We start from the raw sequence: 20,414 nt of genomic DNA on the forward strand, positions 1-20,414 counted from the left end.
CCTATTTCCTTCATGTTAACTTTCACCTTGTTATAGTAAAAAAAAACATGAAAAAAAACAATATTTACTCACTATCAATAATGAGCAAGTAAACGCAAAAAGGCCGATATATTACATATCGGCCTTTTAACTATTAATTTAAATCTAGTGGTGCGGGGGGGACTTGCCCCCCCCCGACCTAAGTCACCAGCCCCTCAAGAATGCTCACCTAAACAACATAAAATACATATATACAATCACTTACGAGTAAAACCTTGTTCTATTAATTTAAAAATAATAGCAGTGCCAGTCATTTAAGATCAATAGCTTACATCTGAATTATCAACCAAAATAGTCAATGGTTTTTCTCACTATTAAATTATTTTCATTTGTTTATTTTATGAAGTCGCACCCTTTAGAATAAAAACCCTAAGGCATTTCGCCCCTTAACGAGATAGTCATCACAGCCACTATTACCACTAACCAGTTCGTTTGCAAGGTCAGCTTTCTTATCCCAAAAATTATTTATTACTGGTTAATCAAAATACAATTAAATAATCAGATAGGATGTTATTTATTAGAGTTTGACTGAAATCAGTTAGAACAGTATTTTCACTAATTGGTACGTGGAAAATGGTATAATCTGTTAAATTATTCAACACAATAGCGAACAGTAATAATGATAATAAAATTAACCCAAGACCTAGTATGTGGTAATGAAACTTGTTTAACTGGTGAGGAGTATGAAGCAGTATTAATATTACCTCGTTCAACAACTGTAGAGTTTGTTGCTGATTCAGGTAAAAAAATCAGAGCATTTAACTATGAATACGTGACTGTTTCCTCGGCAACTGACACCTAACCAAATTATTTAGATTCAAAGGACTGTAGTTGCTACAGTCATTATAACTAAACACTCTAGTGCTAGTGTTGTTTTATAATCAAATATGAAAGCCAAGGAAGCATCTAATGTCATAGCAACCACCCTTTCAAATCACTAATGACATTTTAAATATTGTTGCTGATATTAGCCGGTTACTTGGGCATTGGTCAGCAAATGATAAAAATCTGCTTTCTCCTGTGCTTAGACGCGGTAATCGAATTAAAACTATTCAAGCTTCGCTCGCAATAGAAAATAACACTTTATCTATAGAGCAAGTTACTGCTGTGATATCAGGTAAAAAAGTATTAGGTTTACCTCATGAAATTCAAGAAGTGAGAAATGCCTTTAAAACTTATGAAAACCTTACTTCGTGGCAGGCAAAAAATTCGAGTGATTTATTATCAGCACATCAATCATTTATGTATGGCTTAGTTGATGATGCTGGCAAATACCGTGATGCAGGCGTTGGCGTTTATCGAGAAAAACAGTTAATCCACATGGCACCACCAGCCAATAGAGTTTCGTTATTGATAGATGATTTACTTAACTGGTTGAAAAATACGGATTGTCATCCCTTGATTGCAAGTTGTATTTTTCATTATGAATTTGAATTCATCCATCCATTCTCAGATGGTAATGGCAAAATGGGTCGATTATGGCAAACATTATACCTTAGCCAATGGCAACCAATATTTGCATACCTGCCAGTAGAAACTGTCATTAAAGATCAACAAAATGAATATTACCGAGCGTTGTCAGCTTCAGATAAAGCAAGCGATTCAACCGCATTTATATTTTTTATGCTCAAAGCATTATATTCAGCAATGATTGAAGTTACCTCAGATCAAAGCGATCAAGTAACAGTGCAAGTAAGCGATCAAGTAAAATCTCTATTGAGTTGGCTCAATAATAAAGAACCGCAAAAACTTGCAATTATAATGGAAGCGTTAGCGTTAAAGCATCGACCTACATTTAAGAATAACTATATCGCACCGGCTCTAGACGCTGGATTAATAGCAATGACAGAACCTGATTCGCCAAGAAGTCCAAGGCAAAAATATTATATAACCAAGGTTGGTAACAATCTATTTCATTCACTTTAGCTAACTTTATAAATTATTAGATAACGAGTGTTTTAGAATATATACCCTAACTCGTTTTCGCCCCCATACTGCCATAGAATTCAAAATATAAAGCACCTTTACAGCCCTTTCTTATGCTTTAAATATACTACCTATTGAACTACCCTTTGAAGAATAATTAGCAACCAATGACATACCAATTAGCAACCAAACAAAAAAAGACTTAACGCGTAATGCATTAAGCCTTTTATATCATATATAAATCTAGTGGTGCGGTTGGGGGGACTTGAACCCCCACGACCTAAATCACCAGCCCCTCAAGCTGGCGCGTCTACCAATTCCGCCACAACCGCGCAATACTAGATTTTTAAACTTTTTTACTTTTAACTAAGTTGAGGTTTAGCTATAAGTTAATCTGGGACGTTGCTACTGTCTTCTTTATTAACTACTAGGTCAGAAGCTGGGACATCACTATTTTGTGCAGCTGGCAATGTAGTAGCTTCAAGGCTTTCAGTTGGAATCGCATCAATAGCTTGCTCAGTTGGCACGCTTAGGTTATTCCATTCATCAACCGATTTCGTTTGGTTAGCCGTTATGTTACCTAAGATTAAGCTGATAGCAAAGAATGCAACGGCTAGATAAGTCGTTGACTTCGTTAAGAAGTTACCAGAGCCGCCTGAACCAAATACAGTGGCAGACGAGCCAGCACCAAAAGATGCGCCCATGTCTGCGCCTTTACCTTGTTGAATTAATACTAATCCAATAAGAGCTAAAGCAATAAGTACGTAAACGATAATTAAGACTTGATACAACATTTCTATTTTCCTTTCGCTGCGGAACAAATAATTTTAAATTGTTCTGCTTTTAAACTAGCACCACCAATAAGACCACCGTCTATATCCGCTTGTGCAAATAATTCTTCACAGTTAGCTGCATTAACGCTGCCACCGTAGAGTAAAGGTATTTTAGCCGCCACTTGCTCGTTTTGCTGAGCTAAAAATTGACGAATAAACTGATGTGTTTCTTGTGCCATGGCACTTGATGCTGTTTTACCTGTTCCTATGGCCCAAACTGGCTCATACGCGATAACAACATCATTAAATTTCTCTATACCAATTTCATCGATAACTGGCTGAAGCTGTGCTGATAATACAGTTTCTGTTGCTCCACTTGCTCGTTCTGCTTCGCTTTCACCAATACATAAAATGGGTGTTAAGCCGCCATTTAATGCCGCATGAACTTTTTTTGCAATCTGGGTAGACGTTTCTTTATAAATACTTCTACGCTCAGAGTGACCAACTATTACATAGTTAATCGCTAAGTTTTTCAACATAGCTATGGATATTTCACCTGTGTAAGCACCACTTTCATGTTCACTAACATTTTGCGAGCCAACATGGATTGCTTCATTTAAGTTAGCTGCTTTTATTTTCTGAGCAAGCTCAGATAAATAGGGGAAGCTAGGACAGATAACTACATCAACGTGTGAAGAAAGTTTAACATCTGCTAACTCTGAAACCATAGTATCAACTAGGGCTGAGTCACCGTTCATTTTCCAATTTGCGGCTACAATTGCTTGTCTAGTCATTTATACCTCTTAGCCTAGGTTATTATCTTATCACTCCAACAACGTTCAAATGAAGTGATTGCTAAAATGAAGCCGCGAGATAGTAACTAACCTGCGCAAAAGATACAAGTATTTCACACAATATCTTTTACTGGTTGCAGGTTTTTTATACTTATTTACCCCTATGCACAAGAAATTACTCATTTCTGTATGCATATTGGTATAACACGCTTTTAGCATAATAGTGTTTGAAATCACCCTTTACTCGCTCAACGCTAGCTTTAGACGTGATTCAATCGAGATTTATCCGTCTTTTGAGAGTAATCGTTTATGGGTAAAACTATTTAACCAATTTGACAAAATCGGCAATTTTATTGGCTAATAAGGTGACTTCATCCATATCAGGACCTTCAACCATAACGCGAATTAAGGGTTCAGTACCTGATTTACGCAATAGCACCCGACCACGACCCATTAGTATTTCATTGACTTCATCTACCGCAGCAAGCACTTTGACATCTTCTAATGGGTTGTTTTCACCAGCAAAGCGCACGTTAACCAGCAATTGTGGCAACATGGTAATACCTTGGCGTAATTCATGTAGTGATTTTTTCTGTTTCATTACCGCGGTGAGTACATTCAGCGCAGCAATAATGCCATCACCAGTAGAGGTATGATTAAGGTTGATAACATGGCCTGAATTTTCCGCGCCGAGTTGCCAGCCTTTCTCTTTTAACATTGCCATGACATAACGATCGCCAACCTTACTGCGGGCAAATTCGATATCTAATTCTTTTAAGGCTAATTCTAAGCCCATGTTGCTCATTAAGGTGCCAACAACACCACCGCCTTTACGGCCCGTTTTTATATCATTACAGGCGATGATATAGATAATCACATCACCATCAAGAACATAACCGGTATGATCAACCATCATCAAACGGTCGCCATCACCATCAAGGGCAATACCAAGGTCAGCTTTATGCTCAACAACCGCTTTGCTAATGGCAGCCATTGATGTTGCACCACAACCATCATTAATATTAGTACCATTAGGCGCTGTGCCTATTTCGATAACGTTAGCGCCTAATTCACGAAATACATTGGGCGCTATGTGATAAGTTGCGCCGTGAGCACAATCAACCACTATGGTTAAACCTTGCAATGACATTCGCGTTGGGAAATTACTTTTACAAAATTCAATGTAACGCCCTGCCGCATCATTAATGCGGGTAGCTTTACCTAACTTAGCTGATTCAACACAGCCCATGGGTTTATCGAGCTCTGCTTCAATGGCTAATTCAATATCATCAGGCAATTTTTCGCCTGATTGTGAAAAGAATTTAATGCCATTATCATAAAAAGGGTTGTGCGAGGCACTAATAACAATGCCGGCTTCGGCTCTAAATGTTTTAGTTAAATAAGCAATAGCAGGCGTTGGCATAGGACCAAGCAAACCGATATCGACACCAGCAGCAGAAAAGCCAGCTTCGAGGGCTGATTCCAGCATATATCCCGAAATACGAGTATCTTTACCGATTAAAACTTTTTTCGTTCCCTGCGCCGCTAAAACCTTGCCGGCGGCGTAACCTAATTTCATCACAAATTCAGGCGTTATTGGGGCTTTGCCAACTAAACCACGAATACCATCGGTGCCAAAATATTTACGATCAGACATAGTTTTTCCTTATATATTTTACGCTATAGCAGCATCGTTTCGCTGCTAAGTTTGTTAGTTTTGCTAACATAAATTATGATTATACTGACAGTGCCACTTACTGGTATTTCACTGTCATGGCTAATACTTTTAGGGCATCTACTGTTTCTTTAACATCATGCACCCGAATAATACTCGCATTTTGCTGTGCGGCTATTATAGCGGTAGTTAAACTACCTGCAAGACGTTCATCAACATTACGCGCTAATAAATCACCTATCATTGATTTCCTCGATGTGCCTGAGAGCAAAGGTAGGCCTAAGTCATTAAATTGGTGCAGTTGTGCCAGTAACTGATAATTTTGCTCTAGGGTTTTACCAAAGCCAAAACCGGGGTCTAAAATCAACCGTTCTCGCTTAATACCCGCCTGCTCACAGACGCTGATACGGTCGATAAAAAACTGTTTGATATCACCAATAACATCGTTATAGTGCGGATTTTCTTGCATTGAGCGCGGCAAACCCTGCATATGCATTAAACACACCGGCACATTACTTGCTGCCAATACCGCTAAACAGCCGTCGTTTTGCAATGCCCGCACATCATTAATAATATCAGCGCCATGAATGATTGCTTGTGCCATCACTGCGGCTTTGCTGGTATCGATTGATACCTTGATAGTAAACTTTGCTTTAATCGCTTTAAGTAAGGGGATAACGCGAGCTAACTCATTCACTTCACTGACCTCAACTGCGCCTGGGCGAGTTGATTCACCGCCAATATCGATAATATCGACGCCATCAGCAATCATTTGTGCAACGTGTGCTAATGCGTTATCAAAACTAGCAAATTTTCCGCCATCGGAGAATGAGTCAGGGGTAACATTTAAAATACCCATCACTTGTGGCTGGGCTTTCTCATGCTGCTGAGGGACTTTTTTGGCTAAAAAACAATCTACTGTCATAGTATTCTAATCATTTATTGCATCTTCAAGTGGAACGGATATACCTATGAAAAAGCCTCGGTATTTAAAGTAAATATCGAGGCTTTCTTAATTACTATGAAGTGCTAACTTGCAGGCGTATCATCACTTGCTTTGCTAGTATCCGCTTTAACTGGGCTAGCTTTTTCATCCTCTTTAACTTGCTCTGGTTCGTCACTACTTGCTTCTTGCTCGGTAGTAGAATCACCTTTGTCTTTATTTGATTTTGAATTATCGCTATCTTTATCATCCCAGTCTGCTGGTGGGCGGACGGTAGTTCTCGCCATCAAATCATCAATTTGTAAAGCATCAATAGTTTCATACTTCATCAAACAATCTTTCATGGCATGAAGAATATCAATGTTCTCTTTCATTAAGTCTTCCGCACGTTGATAGTTACGATTAATCACCGCTTTAATTTCTTCATCAATTAATTTAGCGGTTTCTGCTGACAAATGGAACGATTTAGACGAAGAACCACCTAAGAAAATTTCACCTTCTTCTTGAACAAACAACATTGGCCCTAACTTTTCAGATAAGCCCCATTGTGTCACCATTTTACGGGCAATGTCCGTCGCACGTTCGATATCATTTGATGCACCCGTAGACACTTTATCACTACCGTAAATCAATTGTTCCGCAATACGACCACCGTACAATGAAGAAATATTACTTTCTAAGTGCTGTTTAGAATGACTAAATCTGTCTTGCTCTGGTAAGTACATAGTCACACCAAGAGCACGGCCACGAGGAATAATACTCACTTTATAAACCGGGTCATGATCAGGTACTAAACGACCAATTAAGGCATGTCCGGCTTCATGGTAGGCGGTCATTTCTTTTTCTGACTCACTCATTACCATAGACTTACGTTCTGAGCCCATCATGATTTTGTCTTTGGCTGCATCAAATTCTTTCATACCAACAACACGGAGTGCTTTACGTGCGGCACCTAAAGCGGCTTCATTGACAAGGTTTGCCAAATCCGCACCCGAGAAACCAGGGGTGCCACGGGCGATTACTGAGGCTTTCACATCATCATTTAACGGCACTTTACGCATATGTACTTTAAGGATTTGTGCACGACCACGAATATCAGGTAAACCAACCGTTACTTGACGGTCAAAACGACCTGGACGAAGTAATGCAGGGTCCAATATGTCTGGACGGTTAGTCGCGGCAATAACAATAACGCCTTCGTTACCTTCAAAGCCATCCATTTCAACTAGCATTTGGTTTAATGTTTGTTCACGTTCATCATGACCACCACCTATACCAGAACCACGTTTTCTACCTACTGCATCAATTTCATCAATGAAAATAATACAAGGCGCTGCTTTTTTGGCCTGTTCAAACATGTCACGGACACGAGAGGCACCAACACCCACAAACATTTCAACAAAATCAGAGCCTGAAATAGTAAAGAATGGCACTTTAGCTTCACCGGCAATGGCTTTTGCCAGTAAGGTTTTACCCGTACCCGGCTGACCGACTAATAAGATACCAGAAGGAATACGGCCACCTAATTTTTGGAACCGCTCAGGCTCTCTTAAGTAATCAACCAATTCTTCAACTTCTGCTTTCGCTTCATCACAACCAGCAACATCAGCGAAAGTGGTTTTGATTTGCTCTTCACTTAATTGACGCGCTTTAGATTTACCAAATGACATAGCGCCTTTGCCACCGCCACCTTGCATTTGACGCATAAAGAAAATCCACACACCTATAAGTAGGATCATGGGGAACCAAGAAACAAAAATAGTCGTTAGAAAACTTGTTTCTTCAGGTAATTTACCTTGGGCACGTACACCCTGTTTAACTAAGTCGTTAATTAAATCACGGTCATAGCCACCTGGTATAACGGTTTTATACTCTTCACCGCTACGTTTTTCACCCGTAATTACGCCATTTCGGTCAACATTCGCATCACGAATTTGTCCTTGACGTACATCCTGAATAAATCGAGTGTAATCCATTTGTTGCTCTTCTGTGGTACTCGGAGAAAAACTCTGAAATACACTCATCAAAACAACTGCAATAACTAACCATAAAATTAGATTTTTCGCCATATCGCTCAACTTAATGACCTCTTGTGGTATTTAATATATTTATTAAAATAAAACTATACTAGTTTATTGTGCCTAATTTACTACAATTCAAGGCTTGTCGCTATTTACTTTAGTAGTAGGTAACAACTGGTTACATTAAACAGATAAAACATTTAATTTGCTAAGGGCTAGCTTAAAGCCTAATCGGTAAAAATGAAGGGCTTAGCCTGAGTAATAACACTCAAGATGTTATTCTCCCTTATATTTCACCCTACGGCAATAAATAGCCTGCTAACCTTATATCAGCGCGTTAGCCCTTGTAACCTGTGCCAACAAGGTACACTTCCCTTGAACGTGCTCGTGATGAATGCGGCTTACGGGCTTTAACCGTTTTAAAAACTGCCCTTATCGCTTTCATGTAATCTTCAAAACCTGCACCTTGGAAAACTTTCACCACGAAGGCACCATTGGTTTTTAATACCTGACTACACATATCTAACGCCAATTCGACTAAGTACATACTACGAGCAGAATCAGCACTTTCATTGCCAGTCATATTAGCGGCCATGTCAGACATAACCACATCAATATTCTTGCCATTGATACGTGCTAATAAGGTTTCAAGAACATCCTCTTCTCTAAAGTCACCTTCGAGAAAATCAACACCGGCGATGGCATCCATAGGCAAAATATCACAGGCAATAACCTGGCCCTTATCACCAACCGCCTTGACTGCATATTCTGACCAGCTACCTGGAGCCGCACCCAGGTCAACTACTTTCATACCGGGTTTAATCAATCTATCTTTGATATTGATTTCTTCCAATTTAAAAACAGCCCGTGAGCGTAAGCCTAAACGTTGCGCCTTTTTTACATATTCATCATCAAAGTGCTCATCTAACCAACGTTGACTGCTCGCTTTGTGTTTTTTATTTGCCATGTTTTTCTTGCTTCCAATACATTTAAACGCGTTAAGTTATATCACTATGAGTATTATATCATTCTGATAAGGCCGCTGCATGGATACAGCCGATTTAAAAAACACCGAGGGTATAGCAAGTGTCTCATTCAATATATCTTGAGCTATTATCCCGACCCTATCCGGCTAACCTAAGCATTCACTTCAAGCAATGCCTTGCCTTTAAGCCTTTTAATTCTTCCTCAGTAGGAAATAACTTAATAGACTTGGTATTACTCAGTAGATAAGGGTAAAATGGCGATAATTCAAGGCAACAGATAACGAAATTTAGTAATGAGCTTAAACAAAAAACAAATCCAACACCTTAAAGGAGTAGCACACTCTTTAAAACCAGTAGTATTATTGGGTAATAATGGCTTAACAGAAGCGGTTGTCGCTGAAATAGATTATGCACTTAATCACCATGAATTGATTAAAGTAAAAATCCCGACCGAGGATAAAGAAAATAAGGCCTTAATCGTCGATGCTATTTGTCGTGAAACAAACTCGACACAAGTTCAAGTGATCGGTAAGACCCTAGTTATTTATCGCCAGAGTGCTGAGCAAAAAATTAGAATCCCTAAAATTTAATTTTACTCTTACTCAGCAATAGATACATAAAAAATGACAGCAATTGCTGTCATTTTTATTTATAGCAAGTAACTTAGCTTGCCTATAGATAATTTTATTTTGACCCACCTTCCCCCTCATCAAGGCTATTTTCAAGAGAGGTTACCACTTTCTGAATGAGTTTGACTCGACCGGAATCAACCAAAGCTTTTCTTAATACATATTCAATTTGAGCATTAACGCTGCGCAACTCATCATCCGACCAACGTTGCATTGCGGCTAAAACCTCCGGATTAATCCTAAGTGGGAAGCTTTTTTTAGCGACCATTATCTTTCCTATTTTGCCTAAGGTTTAATACAAACTACCCGTATTCACCACTGGCTGCGTGCTTTTATCACTACATAAGACCACCAGTAAATTACTGACCATAGCAGCTTTTCGTTCTTCATCGAGCTCTACTATTTTCTTTTCTGATAATTGTGTCAGCGCCATCTCAACCATGCCTACAGCACCATCAACGATCAAACGTCTAGCGGCAATAATGGCCGAGGCTTGTTGTCTTTGTAACATGGCATTGGCCATTTCTGGGGCATAGGCTAAATGGGTTATACGGGCTTCATGAACCTAACACCCGCTTTACCTAAGCGCTGCTGTATTTCTATTTTTAAGGCTTCTGAAACTTCTTGTGGATGGCTACGTAGGGCAACGTCATCACCTTCGTGTTGCTCATAAGGATAACTCGTCGCCATATTACGCAGTGCTGATTCACTTTGAATATTTACAAAGCTGATGTAATCATCCACTTCAAATACCGCTTCAGCTGTATCATCTACCGACCAAACCACCACAGTTGCTATTTCAATCGGGTTACCATGACTATCATTAACCTTCATTTGGTTTGATTCGAAGTTACGTATACGTAAGGAGATATTTGCCCGTTTAAAGAGAGGTATCGTCCAACGTAAACCATTGCTTTTAACCGAGCCAACATAACTACCAAAAAAAGTCACCACTTTCGCTTGATTTGGTTGCACCATAAAAAACCTGGGCTTGCTGCCACCATAAGTATAAAGACGACTACGGTCAGCATTTCTATATTACCTGCTGCGGCTTGGCTAACAATAAAAGCGGCTGCTGCTAATAAAATAACAAAAACGCCATAGCCACTGATCGAAAAACCTATTTTCTCGTTCATACAAACTCCTGTTGATATGTAAAAATGATATCATTTTGATATCATTTTGATACCAAAATAACTACACCTATACTAAAAGTTTTGCAAGGTAATCGCTCAATAATCAAATAACGCAGACAAAAAAGCCGCAAACATTACGTTTACGGCTTTTTATCTCAATCACTATGGCAGCAACACTGCGACAATAGTCATTTGTCATTGCATTTACCAGAGCGCGTTGCTAGATATGTTCAACCGAAATAATTTCATATTCAACCACACCGCCAGGTATCTTAATCTCAATTTCACTATCCACTTCTTTGCCAATTAAACCACGAGCAATCGGTGAGTTTAATGAAATACGGCCAGTTTTAAAGTCCGCCTCATCATCACCAACAATTTGGTAAGTCACTTCAACTTCCGTCTCAATATTCAATAAGGTCACTGTCGTACCAAAAATAACCTTGCCATGGTTAGGTATTGACGTTACATCAATCACTTGGGCATTACACAAACGGCCTTCAATATCTTGTATACGGCCTTCACAAAAACCCTGCTCTTCTTTAGCTGCATGGTATTCTGCATTTTCTTTTAAGTCGCCATGTTCACGGGCAGTAGCAATGTCTTTGACAATACGTGGGCGTTTTTCTGTTTTTAAAATTTTAAGCTCTGTTTGTAATTGCTCAGCACCACGAAGGGTCATTGGATATTTAATCATTATTATCTTCTCATTCTAATAATAAAGGTGGTTAACCCAATAAATAGGAGATAACCACCTTTAAAAAAGTTTTAGATAAGCGTTAGCTTATTTCGGGAAAAACTATTTAGAGCCTTTTGTGTAACTCTTGAATAGAGGTAACTTTATTTCTGTCATCAGCCGAATGTGACATACAGGTAGCAAAAGCCGCGTTTAAGGTGGTGGTATAAGCCACCTTATAACGTAAGGCGCCACGACGCAATACTTTGGAATCTTCAATGGCTTTACGACCTTCCGTAGTATTGATGATGTAACTGTATTCGCTGTTTTTAATTCTATCTAGAATATGCGGACGCCCTTCATGCACTTTATTAACACGACGAACAGGAATACCTGCCTCACGTATAATAATTTCAGTGCCATGAGTTGCATCGATATCATAACCTAAATCGACCATAATTCTAGCTAATTCTACTACGCGTTTCTTATCACTATCACGGACAGAAATTAACGCACGACCTGACTTAGGTACACTAACACCCGCGCCTAAACTTGCTTTAGCGTAGGCTTCTTCAAACGTATCACCAACACCCATCACTTCACCGGTTGAGCGCATTTCTGGGCCAACGAGAGGATCGCTGCCATGGAACTTATCAAAAGGAATAACCACTTCTTTAACCGAGAAATACGGTGGAATAACTTCTTTGGTAATCCCTAGCTCTTTTAAGGTTTTACCCGCCATTACCCGTGCGCCAATTTTAGCGAGTGGTACAGCCGTTGCTTTAGAAACAAAAGGTACGGTACGAGCCGCACGTGGGTTAACTTCAATTAAGTAAACCTTACCGTCTTTAACCGCCATTTGCGTATTCATTAAACCAACCACGCCTAATTCAAAGGCTAAAGCCGTTACTTGCTCACGCATAACATCTTGAATTTCTTGGCTTAAACTGTACGCTGGTAATGAACAAGCACTATCACCTGAGTGTACACCCGCTTGTTCAATATGTTGCATGATACCGCCAATGACTACGTCAGTGCCGTCACAAATCAGGTCAATATCAACTTCAATCGCATCATCAAGGAAGCGATCAAGTAATATTGGTGCATCATTAGAAACACTTACCGCTTCGGTCATATAACGACGTAAATCTTCTAGGTCATAGACGATTTCCATGGCGCGACCACCCAGTACATACGATGGACGTACCACTAATGGGAAGCCTATACCTTCAGCTTTTGCCATGGCTTCCTCTACTGAGGTCACCGTGGCATTATCAGGTTGTAATAAACCTAAACGTTCAACCGCTTGTTGGAAACGTTCTCTGTCTTCTGCTCGGTCAATAGCATCAGGTGAAGTACCGATAATAGGTACACCTGCCTCTTCAAGTGCTCGTGCCAATTTAAGCGGTGTTTGACCACCGTATTGCACGATAACACCTATCGGTTTTTCAATACGGACAATTTCAAGGACATCTTCAAAGGTAATTGACTCGAAATATAGTCTATCTGAGGTATCGTAATCGGTAGAGACAGTTTCAGGGTTACAGTTAACCATAATGGTTTCATAACCGTCTTCACGAAGTGCTAATGCCGCGTGAACACAACAATAATCAAACTCAATACCTTGGCCAATACGGTTAGGACCGCCACCTAAAATCATGATTTTTTTATTATTCGTTGGCCTGGCTTCACATTCTTCATCATAAGTTGAATACATGTAAGCGGTATCAGAGCTAAACTCAGCCGCACAAGTATCCACACGTTTGTATACTGGGTAAATATTCGCCGCGTGACGTTTTTTACGCACTTCGGCTTCAGAGACACCAATCAAGTCAGCTAAACGAGAATCGGCAAAACCTTTACGCTTAAGTTTACGTAAGTATTCTGGGGTTAAATTAGTTAAACCACCATCAGCGACTTTGGCTTCATCAATAATAATGTCTTCAATTTGAACGAGGAACCAACGGTCAACCTTGGTCAAATTATAAACTTCATCAACCGTTAAACCTAAACGGAAAGCATCTCCTATATACCAAATTCGGTCAGCGCCCGCTTCTTGCAATTCATGCATAATTTTGGTTTTGGCGCCTGGCTGAGTCACATCGACAATCGAATCAAAGCCATTAACACCAACTTCTAAACCGCGTAATGCTTTTTGCATTGATTCTTGCATGTTACGGCCAATCGCCATCACTTCACCAACCGATTTCATTTGTGTGGTTAGACGGTCTTCACAACCGGCAAATTTTTCAAAGTTAAAACGTGGGATCTTAGTAACGACATAATCAATGGTGGGTTCAAATGATGCAGGGGTTTTACCACCGGTGATATCATTGGTTAGTTCATCTAGGGTATAACCTATCGCTAATTTGGCGGCAATTTTAGCTATCGGGAAGCCCGTTGCTTTTGATGCTAATGCCGACGAGCGTGAGACACGTGGGTTCATCTCAATGATTACCATACGGCCAGTATCAGGACAAATACCAAATTGTACGTTTGAGCCACCTGTTTCCACGCCAATTTCACGCAGTACTGCCAGTGAGGCATTACGCATGATTTGGTATTCTTTATCGGTTAACGTTTGCGCAGGCGCAACTGTGATTGAATCGCCAGTATGAATGCCCATAGGATCGAAGTTTTCAATCGAACAAACAATGATACAATTATCATTTTTGTCACGAACCACTTCCATTTCATATTCTTTCCAACCAATCAAAGATTCATCAATCAATAATTCAGTGGTGGGTGATAAGTCTAAACCTCGGGTACAGATTTCCTCAAATTCTTCGGTGTTATACGCGATACCACCACCTGAACCACCCATAGTGAATGACGGGCGAATAATACAAGGAAAGCCTAAATGCTTAACCGCTTCATGCGCTTCTTCAATGGTATGAACAATTTCAGCACGCGGTGTATCTAAACCAATGGCTTTCATTGCTTTATCAAAACGACTTCTGTTCTCTGCTTTATCAATAGCATCGGCTGTTGCGCCGATCATTTCAACATTAAACTCTTTTAATACACCCTTGGCTTCAAGTTCTAAAGCACAGTTTAATGCGGTTTGGCCACCCATAGTCGGTAATAGTGCACAAGGACGTTCTTTTTCAATGATTTTACGTACTACTTCCCAATGAATAGGCTCGATGTAAGTGGCATCGGCCATTTCTGGATCAGTCATAATTGTTGCAGGGTTAGAGTTAACTAAAATAACTCGGTAACCTTCTTCACGTAATGCTTTACATGCTTGCGCGCCAGAGTAATCGAACTCACAGGCTTGACCAATAACAATTGGTCCAGCACCTAAGATCAAGATACTTTTTATATCGGTACGTTTTCCCATTTTTTTTCTCTCTTATCTTTCTCTAGGCTGAATTATTTAGCGTTTTTATAAATTTTGATCAAGTCAATAAAGTGATCAAATAACGGCGCGGCATCTGTTGGCCCTGGGCTAGCTTCTGGATGACCTTGGAAGCTAAACGCTGGTTTATCGGTGCGATGAATGCCTTGTAAAGAACCATCAAATAAAGACTTATGAGTGATTTTTAAATTACTAGGTAAACTGTCTTCATCAACGGCAAAGCCATGATTTTGTGAAGTGATCATGACCACGTCTCGAGCGAAGTCTTTCACTGGATGGTTCGCACCATGATGACCGAACTTCATTTTAATTGTTTTAGCGCCACTGGCTAAACCAAGCAATTGATGACCTAAACAAATACCAAACACGGGAATTTCTGTTTCAAGGAAAGCTTTAATTGCCTTGATAGCATAGTCACATGGCTCTGGATCACCTGGACCATTAGATAAGAAGATACCATCGGGCTTCATGGCAAGTACTTCGCTGGCCGGTGTTTGTGCGGGTACCACAGTTAATTTACAACCACGGTCAACTAACATGCGTAAGATATTTCTTTTCGCGCCAAAATCGTAAGCGACAACATGAAACTCAACTTTTTCTGGTTTAGTAAAACCAGTACCGCCGTCTTTACCACCGGTAAGTGACCAACTACCTTCCGTCCACTCATATTGTTCTTTCGTTGAAACCACTTTGGCTAAATCCATACCTTTAAGACCTGGAAATGCTTTTGCTTGGGAAAGTGCCGCCGCTTGTTGGCTATCGTCGTTAACATCATCAAGTGTTAAGATACAGCCATTTTGAGCGCCTTTCTCTCGTAAAATACGCGTTAATTTACGGGTATCAATCTCAGCGATGCCTAAGATGTTGTTAGCAATTAAATAATCACTTAAATTCTGTTCATTTCGAAAGTTACTAGCCATTAAAGGCAAGTCGCGAATAACCAGACCTTTAGCAACAATGCTATCAGACTCTTTATCTTCGCTATTAGTACCGGTATTACCTATATGTGGGTAAGTCAGGGTAATAATTTGCTCTGCATAGGATGGATCGGTAAGAATTTCCTGATAACCTGTCATTGCGGTGTTAAAAACCACCTCACCAACAGCCGACCCTTGTGCACCAATTGCGATGCCTTTAAAAACAGTGCCGTCTTCAAGCACTAAAATAGCAGATGTAGCCAATGTAACCTCCAAAGAAGAAATAAACGTAAACGCGCATGTAACAGCAAGAGCTCCGTGCAATTGCCCAATACTTCCTGTACAAAAAAAGATGTCAAAAGCAGACTTTTCGCTAAACTTTTGACAAAATCCACTTATTTTACGCTTGTGTTCTAGTTTCGTCTAGTAATAAATCGTAAAAACTCAGTCTTTTCTAGGTTTTCCTAGCATTTAATAGTCAAAGGGCTAAAAAGACACCTTATCTCTGATAAAGTAGGGCTAATGCCTAGATATTAATATTAATCTTTTAAACCCAGTACGTCTTGCATATCATAAAAACCTGCCTCGGCATCTTGTAACCAAAACGCTGCACGCATAGCCCCTAGCGCAAATGTCATACGAGAACTTGCTTTATGGGTAATTTCAAGACGTTCACCAAGATCGGCAAAAATGACGGTATGTTCACCAACAATATCACCGGCTCTAATGGTGGCAAAACCAATGGTTTCTCTATCCCTTTCACCGGTAATACCTTCACGGCCATAAACAGCTACTTTATTTAAATCACGTCCAAGGGTCTCAGCTATCACTTGCCCCATTTTCACCGCAGTGCCCGATGGTGCATCTTTCTTGAATCTATGATGTGCCTCAAAAATTTCAATATCAGTATAGTCGCCAATTGCTTTCGCGGTGATTTGTAACAACTTAAACATTAAATTAACACCAACACTGGTATTAGGCGCTAAAATTACTGGCATGGTTTTACCCGCTTGTTCAATAACTTGAACTTGCTCAGCAGAAAACCCCGTAGTACCGATAACTAAAGATTTTTTATTTTTATTACACCAAATAATATTTTCTAAACTGGTTGCTATCGAAGTGAAATCAATAAAAACATCGGCATCAACCAGTTGTGATAATTGTGTTGAGGTTTTAATACCGATTGCGCCAATTCCCGCCAACTCGCCTAAATCAAAATCGACAAAAGATGAACTAGTACGGACGCTGCCACCAACCAATTCAATACTTGCATGTTCATGAGCTGCCTGAATTAAATCACGGCCCATACGACCACTGCACCCTAAAATAGCTACTTTTACTTTCATATTTTTCTCTATTATTTTGGAGGAAATCACGGAAAACCGCCAATAAATGTTAATTGAATGGTGACTAGCTACTTAGTTAAACGCGCTATTCACTGCTTAGCGATATCACCAAGAAAGTGGCTCCGCTAAGGTTAACGAGCTGTCAAGTTCATGAGAAACAACATTCACTATTTTCAAGGTACCCTCATGGTCTAACACATGATAAATAGCAGCAAAGTCGGCAAATACTTGCCCCTGCCCATCGATAAAGTCCCAATCTATACACACTAAATATAACTGTTTACTCACTTGCATAAAAGAAGCTTGCTTGGCAATAATATTACTGGTACTGGCATCTTTGAGTTGAGTAAAAATAGTAGCGAATTCTTGCTGGCAATCTGCTTGACTGGCGAGCAGTACTATTTTATCAGGTGTATTTAGTGTGCATGGTAAGTGATAACAACGGCTCACCCCTTCAATATCATATTGAAGAAAGGCACTTTGATAGTTTTTAAAGAGCTGCTGTAATCTGATATCAATCTGCATAAAAACTTACTCTCCCTTACTGGTTAAAATTAACGAAATCGTGTTGCTGCAACTTGTTTTAGCTTAAAAAAAAGCCCTCAATAGAGGGCTTAATCATTATTGTTGTTAATTACTTGATGCTTAATAATTCAACTTCAAATACTAAAGTGGCATAGGCAGGAATACTACCTTGAGAGCCACGTTCACCATAGGCTAAATCGTAAGGGATAGTTAATTTCCACTTACTACCTTCAGTCATTAACTGTAAGGCTTCAGTCCAACCAGCAATAACGCCTTTTACCGGGAACTCAGCCGGTTGGCCACGGTCAACTGAACTATCAAAGACATCACCGTTAGTAAATGTACCGTGATAATGCACAGATACAGTGCTATCTGCTGATGGCTTTTCGCCTTCACCTGTTACTAATACTTCGTATTGTAAACCAGACTCAGTAACCGTCACTTCATCACGTTTAGCATTTTCGGCTAAGAATTTTTCGCCTTCAGCTGAAGCTTCTTTAGCAACTGCTTGTTCTTGCTCTTGTATTTTTTTAGAAACCACAGAAAAAGCTTCGTTTAGGTCTTCATCTGAAACTTGGCTAGTAGCATCAGCTAATGCATCAGAGATACCCGCTTGTACAGCAGTGATATCAAAATCTTTAAAAGGGTTGTTGCGAAGTTGGTCACCTAATTGACGACCTACGCCATAGCTAACACGTTGTTCAGTAGTATCAAAATTCATCGGTATATAAACTCCAGACTATCAGTAGTCTTTTAAATGATTAATTTATTTTAAACGCTTAATTAAAACTTATGTTTAAAGTAAGCAAAATTAATCGAAGGTTTAAAAATTATCGCGATTCTAGCATAAAAGCTCTAATACGAACAACTTGAAATTAGTCAATATCAAGAGTAACGCCCTCTATTATTGAGCTTGAGCAAGGCCCTAATTGTCGGGGGTGAGAATAAAAAAGCCAGTGACTTGATGTCACTAGCTTTTCAATTAACATGGATTTAAGGAAGCGTTAGATTATTTATGGTGCGTTAACATTTCATCAAAAGTAATCGTTATTTGCTCTGCCACTTTAGGGGATAGTTTACTTACCCCATAAATAGCCAATGAACAAACGACAAAACCTGGCACTATTTCATACATAATGGCACTAAGTGTTTGGCCATTAATGGTAATAGGGGCATAAATCCAGATAAGCACGGTTACCGCGCCACTGACTATGCCAGCTAATGCGCCATTACGTGTCATATCCTTCCAATACAAACAGCCAATAACAACAGGGCCAAATGCGGCACCAAACCCTGCCCAAGCATTACTGACTAAACTTAAAATACTGCTATTACGATCATAAGCTAAATAAATGGCCACTAATGCCACCAGAAAAACTGAAATCCTACCCACTAACACCAGTTGTTTTTCACTGGCATCTTGATGTAAAAACGCTTGATAAAAATCACCGGTAAGCGAGCTAGAAGTCACCAATAACTGTGAAGATATCGTACTCATTATTGCCGCAAGTATTGCTGCCAATAAAAAACCTGCAATGAGTGGGCTAAAGAGTAACTGTGATAAAACAATAAAAATGGTTTCGGCATCATCTAGCTGTAACCCTGTTTTAGCCACGTAAGCAATACCAGCAAGACCTGTTGCCATAGCACCAACAATAGTAACTATCATCCAGGTCATCCCTATACGGCGAGCGGTTGGCATATCTTTAACACTACGAATAGCCATAAAACGAACAATAATATGCGGCTGGCCAAAGTAACCTAAGCCCCAAGCCATAGCGGAAATAATACCAAGAGCACTGACGCCACTAAAAACATTTAATAGCTCAGGGTTTATCGCTGTAATTGTGTTTTGCATTTCGGCTATGCCACCTACTTCATTTATCGCAACAATAGGGACTAAAACTAAAGCGACAAACATAATACAGCCCTGGACAAAGTCGGTTAAACTTACCGCTAAAAAACCGCCAAATAAGGTATAAGCAACCACCACACCGGCGGTAACATATAAACCGACTTCATAATTTAAACCAAAAGAGCTTTCAAACAATTTTCCGCCAGCAACAAGACCGCTTGAGGTATATAAGGTAAAAAACACTACAATGACCAAAGAGGATACTATGCGTAATAGGCGGGATTTGTCATTAAAACGATTTTCAAAAAAATCAGGTAAAGTAATTGAGTCATTCGCTATTTCGGTATAGGTTCTAAGGCGTGGCGCAACCACTAAGTAATTAAGAAACGCACCAATAACTAAGCCAATAGCAATCCAAATACTACTCAGGCCACTAATATACATAGCACCGGGTAAGCCCATCAACATCCAGCCACTCATATCAGAAGCGCCCGCCGACAATGCCGCAACACTTGGCGATAAACTGCGACCACCTAACATATAGCCAGCGACATCACTGGTGGATTTTTTATAAGCGTATAACCCAATTAAGAGCATAACGACAAAATAAAGTGCTAACGAAATTAAAGTACCTATAGCCAAAGTAATTACCTGTAAAATGTAAAGTTGTTAATTATTAAGGTCGCTAACCTAGCAAAAATAGCTGAATAAATAAACCTTAGCCAAGTAAGTGAATGTAGTCCTAAACTATTGCGAATGTAAACACTCGCGTTAATGACAGGTAAATAAGAATAAAAATACCGCTAAAACGA

General features: G+C 39.7%; 20 protein-coding genes and 1 tRNA gene. 3 read left to right on the top strand and 18 right to left on the bottom strand.

Annotated features, from left to right (window positions below; all coding sequences use genetic code 11):
- Window positions 1–658: 658 nt before the first annotated feature.
- Window positions 659–841, top strand: a complete 183-nt coding sequence (locus tag ASU03_RS11475; protein ID WP_057831935.1) for a hypothetical protein — start codon at window positions 659–661, stop codon at window positions 839–841.
- Between the two features lie 218 nt (window positions 842–1,059).
- A complete protein-coding gene (locus ASU03_RS11480) occupies window positions 1,060–1,965 on the top strand; it encodes a Fic family protein (protein WP_197411245.1) in 906 nt (301 codons plus the stop codon).
- Window positions 1,966–2,212: 247 nt separating this feature from the next.
- Here the strand turns inward: ASU03_RS11480 and ASU03_RS11485 are convergent.
- The 7 genes from ASU03_RS11485 to rlmE all read right to left on the bottom strand — a co-directional run bounded on the left by ASU03_RS11485 (window position 2,213) and on the right by rlmE (window position 9,138).
- Window positions 2,213–2,297: transfer RNA gene (locus ASU03_RS11485), tRNA-Leu, on the bottom strand.
- Between the two features lie 57 nt (window positions 2,298–2,354).
- Complete coding sequence (secG, locus tag ASU03_RS11490; RefSeq protein ID WP_057831937.1) at window positions 2,355–2,759, bottom strand: preprotein translocase subunit SecG; 405 nt, start codon at window positions 2,757–2,759, stop codon at window positions 2,355–2,357.
- A gap of 2 nt (window positions 2,760–2,761) precedes the next feature.
- The gene (gene tpiA, locus ASU03_RS11495; protein ID WP_057831938.1) at window positions 2,762–3,532 is read right to left on the bottom strand and encodes a triose-phosphate isomerase; all 771 of its coding nucleotides are present in this window, start codon (window positions 3,530–3,532) and stop codon (window positions 2,762–2,764) included.
- A gap of 319 nt (window positions 3,533–3,851) precedes the next feature.
- Window positions 3,852–5,189 carry a phosphoglucosamine mutase gene (gene glmM, locus ASU03_RS11500; RefSeq protein WP_057831939.1) on the bottom strand — a complete coding sequence of 446 codons (1,338 nt, stop codon included), beginning with the start codon at window positions 5,187–5,189 and terminating at the stop codon, window positions 3,852–3,854.
- Between the two features lie 97 nt (window positions 5,190–5,286).
- The gene (folP, locus tag ASU03_RS11505; protein ID WP_057831940.1) at window positions 5,287–6,132 is read right to left on the bottom strand and encodes a dihydropteroate synthase; all 846 of its coding nucleotides are present in this window, start codon (window positions 6,130–6,132) and stop codon (window positions 5,287–5,289) included.
- Window positions 6,133–6,236: 104 nt separating this feature from the next.
- Window positions 6,237–8,228 carry an ATP-dependent zinc metalloprotease FtsH gene (gene ftsH / locus ASU03_RS11510; protein WP_057831941.1) on the bottom strand — a complete coding sequence of 664 codons (1,992 nt, stop codon included), beginning with the start codon at window positions 8,226–8,228 and terminating at the stop codon, window positions 6,237–6,239.
- A 280-nt stretch (window positions 8,229–8,508) separates the two neighbouring features.
- Window positions 8,509–9,138: a 23S rRNA (uridine(2552)-2'-O)-methyltransferase RlmE gene (gene rlmE, locus ASU03_RS11515; RefSeq protein ID WP_057831942.1), complete on the bottom strand. Its 630-nt coding sequence runs from the start codon at window positions 9,136–9,138 to the stop codon at window positions 8,509–8,511.
- 312 nt (window positions 9,139–9,450) lie between these two features.
- Between rlmE and yhbY the strand changes: the two genes are divergently transcribed.
- Window positions 9,451–9,747 (top strand): ribosome assembly RNA-binding protein YhbY, encoded by a 297-nt coding sequence (gene yhbY / locus ASU03_RS11520; RefSeq protein WP_057831943.1) that lies wholly within the window; start codon window positions 9,451–9,453, stop codon window positions 9,745–9,747.
- Between the two features lie 94 nt (window positions 9,748–9,841).
- Here yhbY and ASU03_RS11525 read toward each other — a convergent pair whose 3' ends face one another.
- From ASU03_RS11525 to putP, 11 genes are all read right to left on the bottom strand, one after another.
- Window positions 9,842–10,054, bottom strand: a complete 213-nt coding sequence (locus tag ASU03_RS11525) for a hypothetical protein (RefSeq protein ID WP_057831944.1) — start codon at window positions 10,052–10,054, stop codon at window positions 9,842–9,844.
- Between the two features lie 24 nt (window positions 10,055–10,078).
- Complete coding sequence (locus ASU03_RS21500; RefSeq protein WP_231731562.1) at window positions 10,079–10,297, bottom strand: hypothetical protein; 219 nt, start codon at window positions 10,295–10,297, stop codon at window positions 10,079–10,081.
- A gap of 35 nt (window positions 10,298–10,332) precedes the next feature.
- Window positions 10,333–10,764 (bottom strand): SPFH domain-containing protein, encoded by a 432-nt coding sequence (locus ASU03_RS21505; RefSeq protein WP_231731563.1) that lies wholly within the window; start codon window positions 10,762–10,764, stop codon window positions 10,333–10,335.
- Window positions 10,734–10,922, bottom strand: a complete 189-nt coding sequence (locus ASU03_RS19950) for a hypothetical protein (protein ID WP_082627258.1) — start codon at window positions 10,920–10,922, stop codon at window positions 10,734–10,736. The genes ASU03_RS21505 and ASU03_RS19950 overlap by 31 nt, the downstream gene beginning before the upstream one ends.
- A gap of 220 nt (window positions 10,923–11,142) precedes the next feature.
- Complete coding sequence (greA, locus tag ASU03_RS11535; RefSeq protein WP_057831945.1) at window positions 11,143–11,619, bottom strand: transcription elongation factor GreA; 477 nt, start codon at window positions 11,617–11,619, stop codon at window positions 11,143–11,145.
- 106 nt (window positions 11,620–11,725) lie between these two features.
- Complete coding sequence (gene carB / locus ASU03_RS11540) at window positions 11,726–14,941, bottom strand: carbamoyl-phosphate synthase large subunit (protein WP_057831946.1); 3,216 nt, start codon at window positions 14,939–14,941, stop codon at window positions 11,726–11,728.
- 32 nt (window positions 14,942–14,973) lie between these two features.
- Window positions 14,974–16,140, bottom strand: coding sequence for a glutamine-hydrolyzing carbamoyl-phosphate synthase small subunit (gene carA, locus ASU03_RS11545; protein WP_057831947.1), 1,167 nt, complete (start codon window positions 16,138–16,140; stop codon window positions 14,974–14,976).
- A gap of 275 nt (window positions 16,141–16,415) precedes the next feature.
- Window positions 16,416–17,222 carry a 4-hydroxy-tetrahydrodipicolinate reductase gene (dapB, locus tag ASU03_RS11550; RefSeq protein WP_057831948.1) on the bottom strand — a complete coding sequence of 269 codons (807 nt, stop codon included), beginning with the start codon at window positions 17,220–17,222 and terminating at the stop codon, window positions 16,416–16,418.
- Between the two features lie 105 nt (window positions 17,223–17,327).
- Entirely contained in the window at window positions 17,328–17,747 is a 420-nt protein-coding gene (locus tag ASU03_RS11555; RefSeq protein ID WP_057831949.1) for a hypothetical protein, read from the bottom strand.
- A gap of 109 nt (window positions 17,748–17,856) precedes the next feature.
- Window positions 17,857–18,468, bottom strand: a complete 612-nt coding sequence (locus tag ASU03_RS11560; protein WP_057831950.1) for an FKBP-type peptidyl-prolyl cis-trans isomerase — start codon at window positions 18,466–18,468, stop codon at window positions 17,857–17,859.
- A 288-nt stretch (window positions 18,469–18,756) separates the two neighbouring features.
- The gene (gene putP / locus ASU03_RS11565) at window positions 18,757–20,244 is read right to left on the bottom strand and encodes a sodium/proline symporter PutP (RefSeq protein WP_057831951.1); all 1,488 of its coding nucleotides are present in this window, start codon (window positions 20,242–20,244) and stop codon (window positions 18,757–18,759) included.
- Window positions 20,245–20,414: the final 170 nt, after the last annotated feature.

It is taken from the genome of Colwellia sp. TT2012 (assembly GCF_001440345.1).
Lineage (GTDB): Bacteria > Pseudomonadota > Gammaproteobacteria > Enterobacterales > Alteromonadaceae > Colwellia.

What these genes read in the sequence shown, in the direction of transcription:
- rlmE (WP_057831942.1), bottom strand. Translation starts at nt 9,138, where the DNA reads ATGGCAAATAAAAAACACAAAGCGAGCAGTCAACGTTGGTTAGATGAG.
- greA (WP_057831945.1), bottom strand. Translation starts at nt 11,619, where the DNA reads ATGATTAAATATCCAATGACCCTTCGTGGTGCTGAGCAATTACAAACA.
- ASU03_RS11560 (WP_057831950.1), bottom strand. Translation starts at nt 18,468, where the DNA reads ATGAATTTTGATACTACTGAACAACGTGTTAGCTATGGCGTAGGTCGT.
- ASU03_RS11475 (WP_057831935.1), top strand. Translation starts at nt 659, where the DNA reads ATGATAATAAAATTAACCCAAGACCTAGTATGTGGTAATGAAACTTGT.
- yhbY (WP_057831943.1), top strand. Translation starts at nt 9,451, where the DNA reads ATGAGCTTAAACAAAAAACAAATCCAACACCTTAAAGGAGTAGCACAC.
- folP (WP_057831940.1), bottom strand. Translation starts at nt 6,132, where the DNA reads ATGACAGTAGATTGTTTTTTAGCCAAAAAAGTCCCTCAGCAGCATGAG.
- ASU03_RS21505 (WP_231731563.1), bottom strand. Translation starts at nt 10,764, where the DNA reads ATGGTGCAACCAAATCAAGCGAAAGTGGTGACTTTTTTTGGTAGTTAT.
- ASU03_RS21500 (WP_231731562.1), bottom strand. Translation starts at nt 10,297, where the DNA reads ATGTTACAAAGACAACAAGCCTCGGCCATTATTGCCGCTAGACGTTTG.
- tpiA (WP_057831938.1), bottom strand. Translation starts at nt 3,532, where the DNA reads ATGACTAGACAAGCAATTGTAGCCGCAAATTGGAAAATGAACGGTGAC.
- secG (WP_057831937.1), bottom strand. Translation starts at nt 2,759, where the DNA reads ATGTTGTATCAAGTCTTAATTATCGTTTACGTACTTATTGCTTTAGCT.
- glmM (WP_057831939.1), bottom strand. Translation starts at nt 5,189, where the DNA reads ATGTCTGATCGTAAATATTTTGGCACCGATGGTATTCGTGGTTTAGTT.
- ASU03_RS19950 (WP_082627258.1), bottom strand. Translation starts at nt 10,922, where the DNA reads ATGAACGAGAAAATAGGTTTTTCGATCAGTGGCTATGGCGTTTTTGTT.
- ASU03_RS11555 (WP_057831949.1), bottom strand. Translation starts at nt 17,747, where the DNA reads ATGCAGATTGATATCAGATTACAGCAGCTCTTTAAAAACTATCAAAGT.
- carB (WP_057831946.1), bottom strand. Translation starts at nt 14,941, where the DNA reads ATGGGAAAACGTACCGATATAAAAAGTATCTTGATCTTAGGTGCTGGA.
- ASU03_RS11525 (WP_057831944.1), bottom strand. Translation starts at nt 10,054, where the DNA reads ATGGTCGCTAAAAAAAGCTTCCCACTTAGGATTAATCCGGAGGTTTTA.
- dapB (WP_057831948.1), bottom strand. Translation starts at nt 17,222, where the DNA reads ATGAAAGTAAAAGTAGCTATTTTAGGGTGCAGTGGTCGTATGGGCCGT.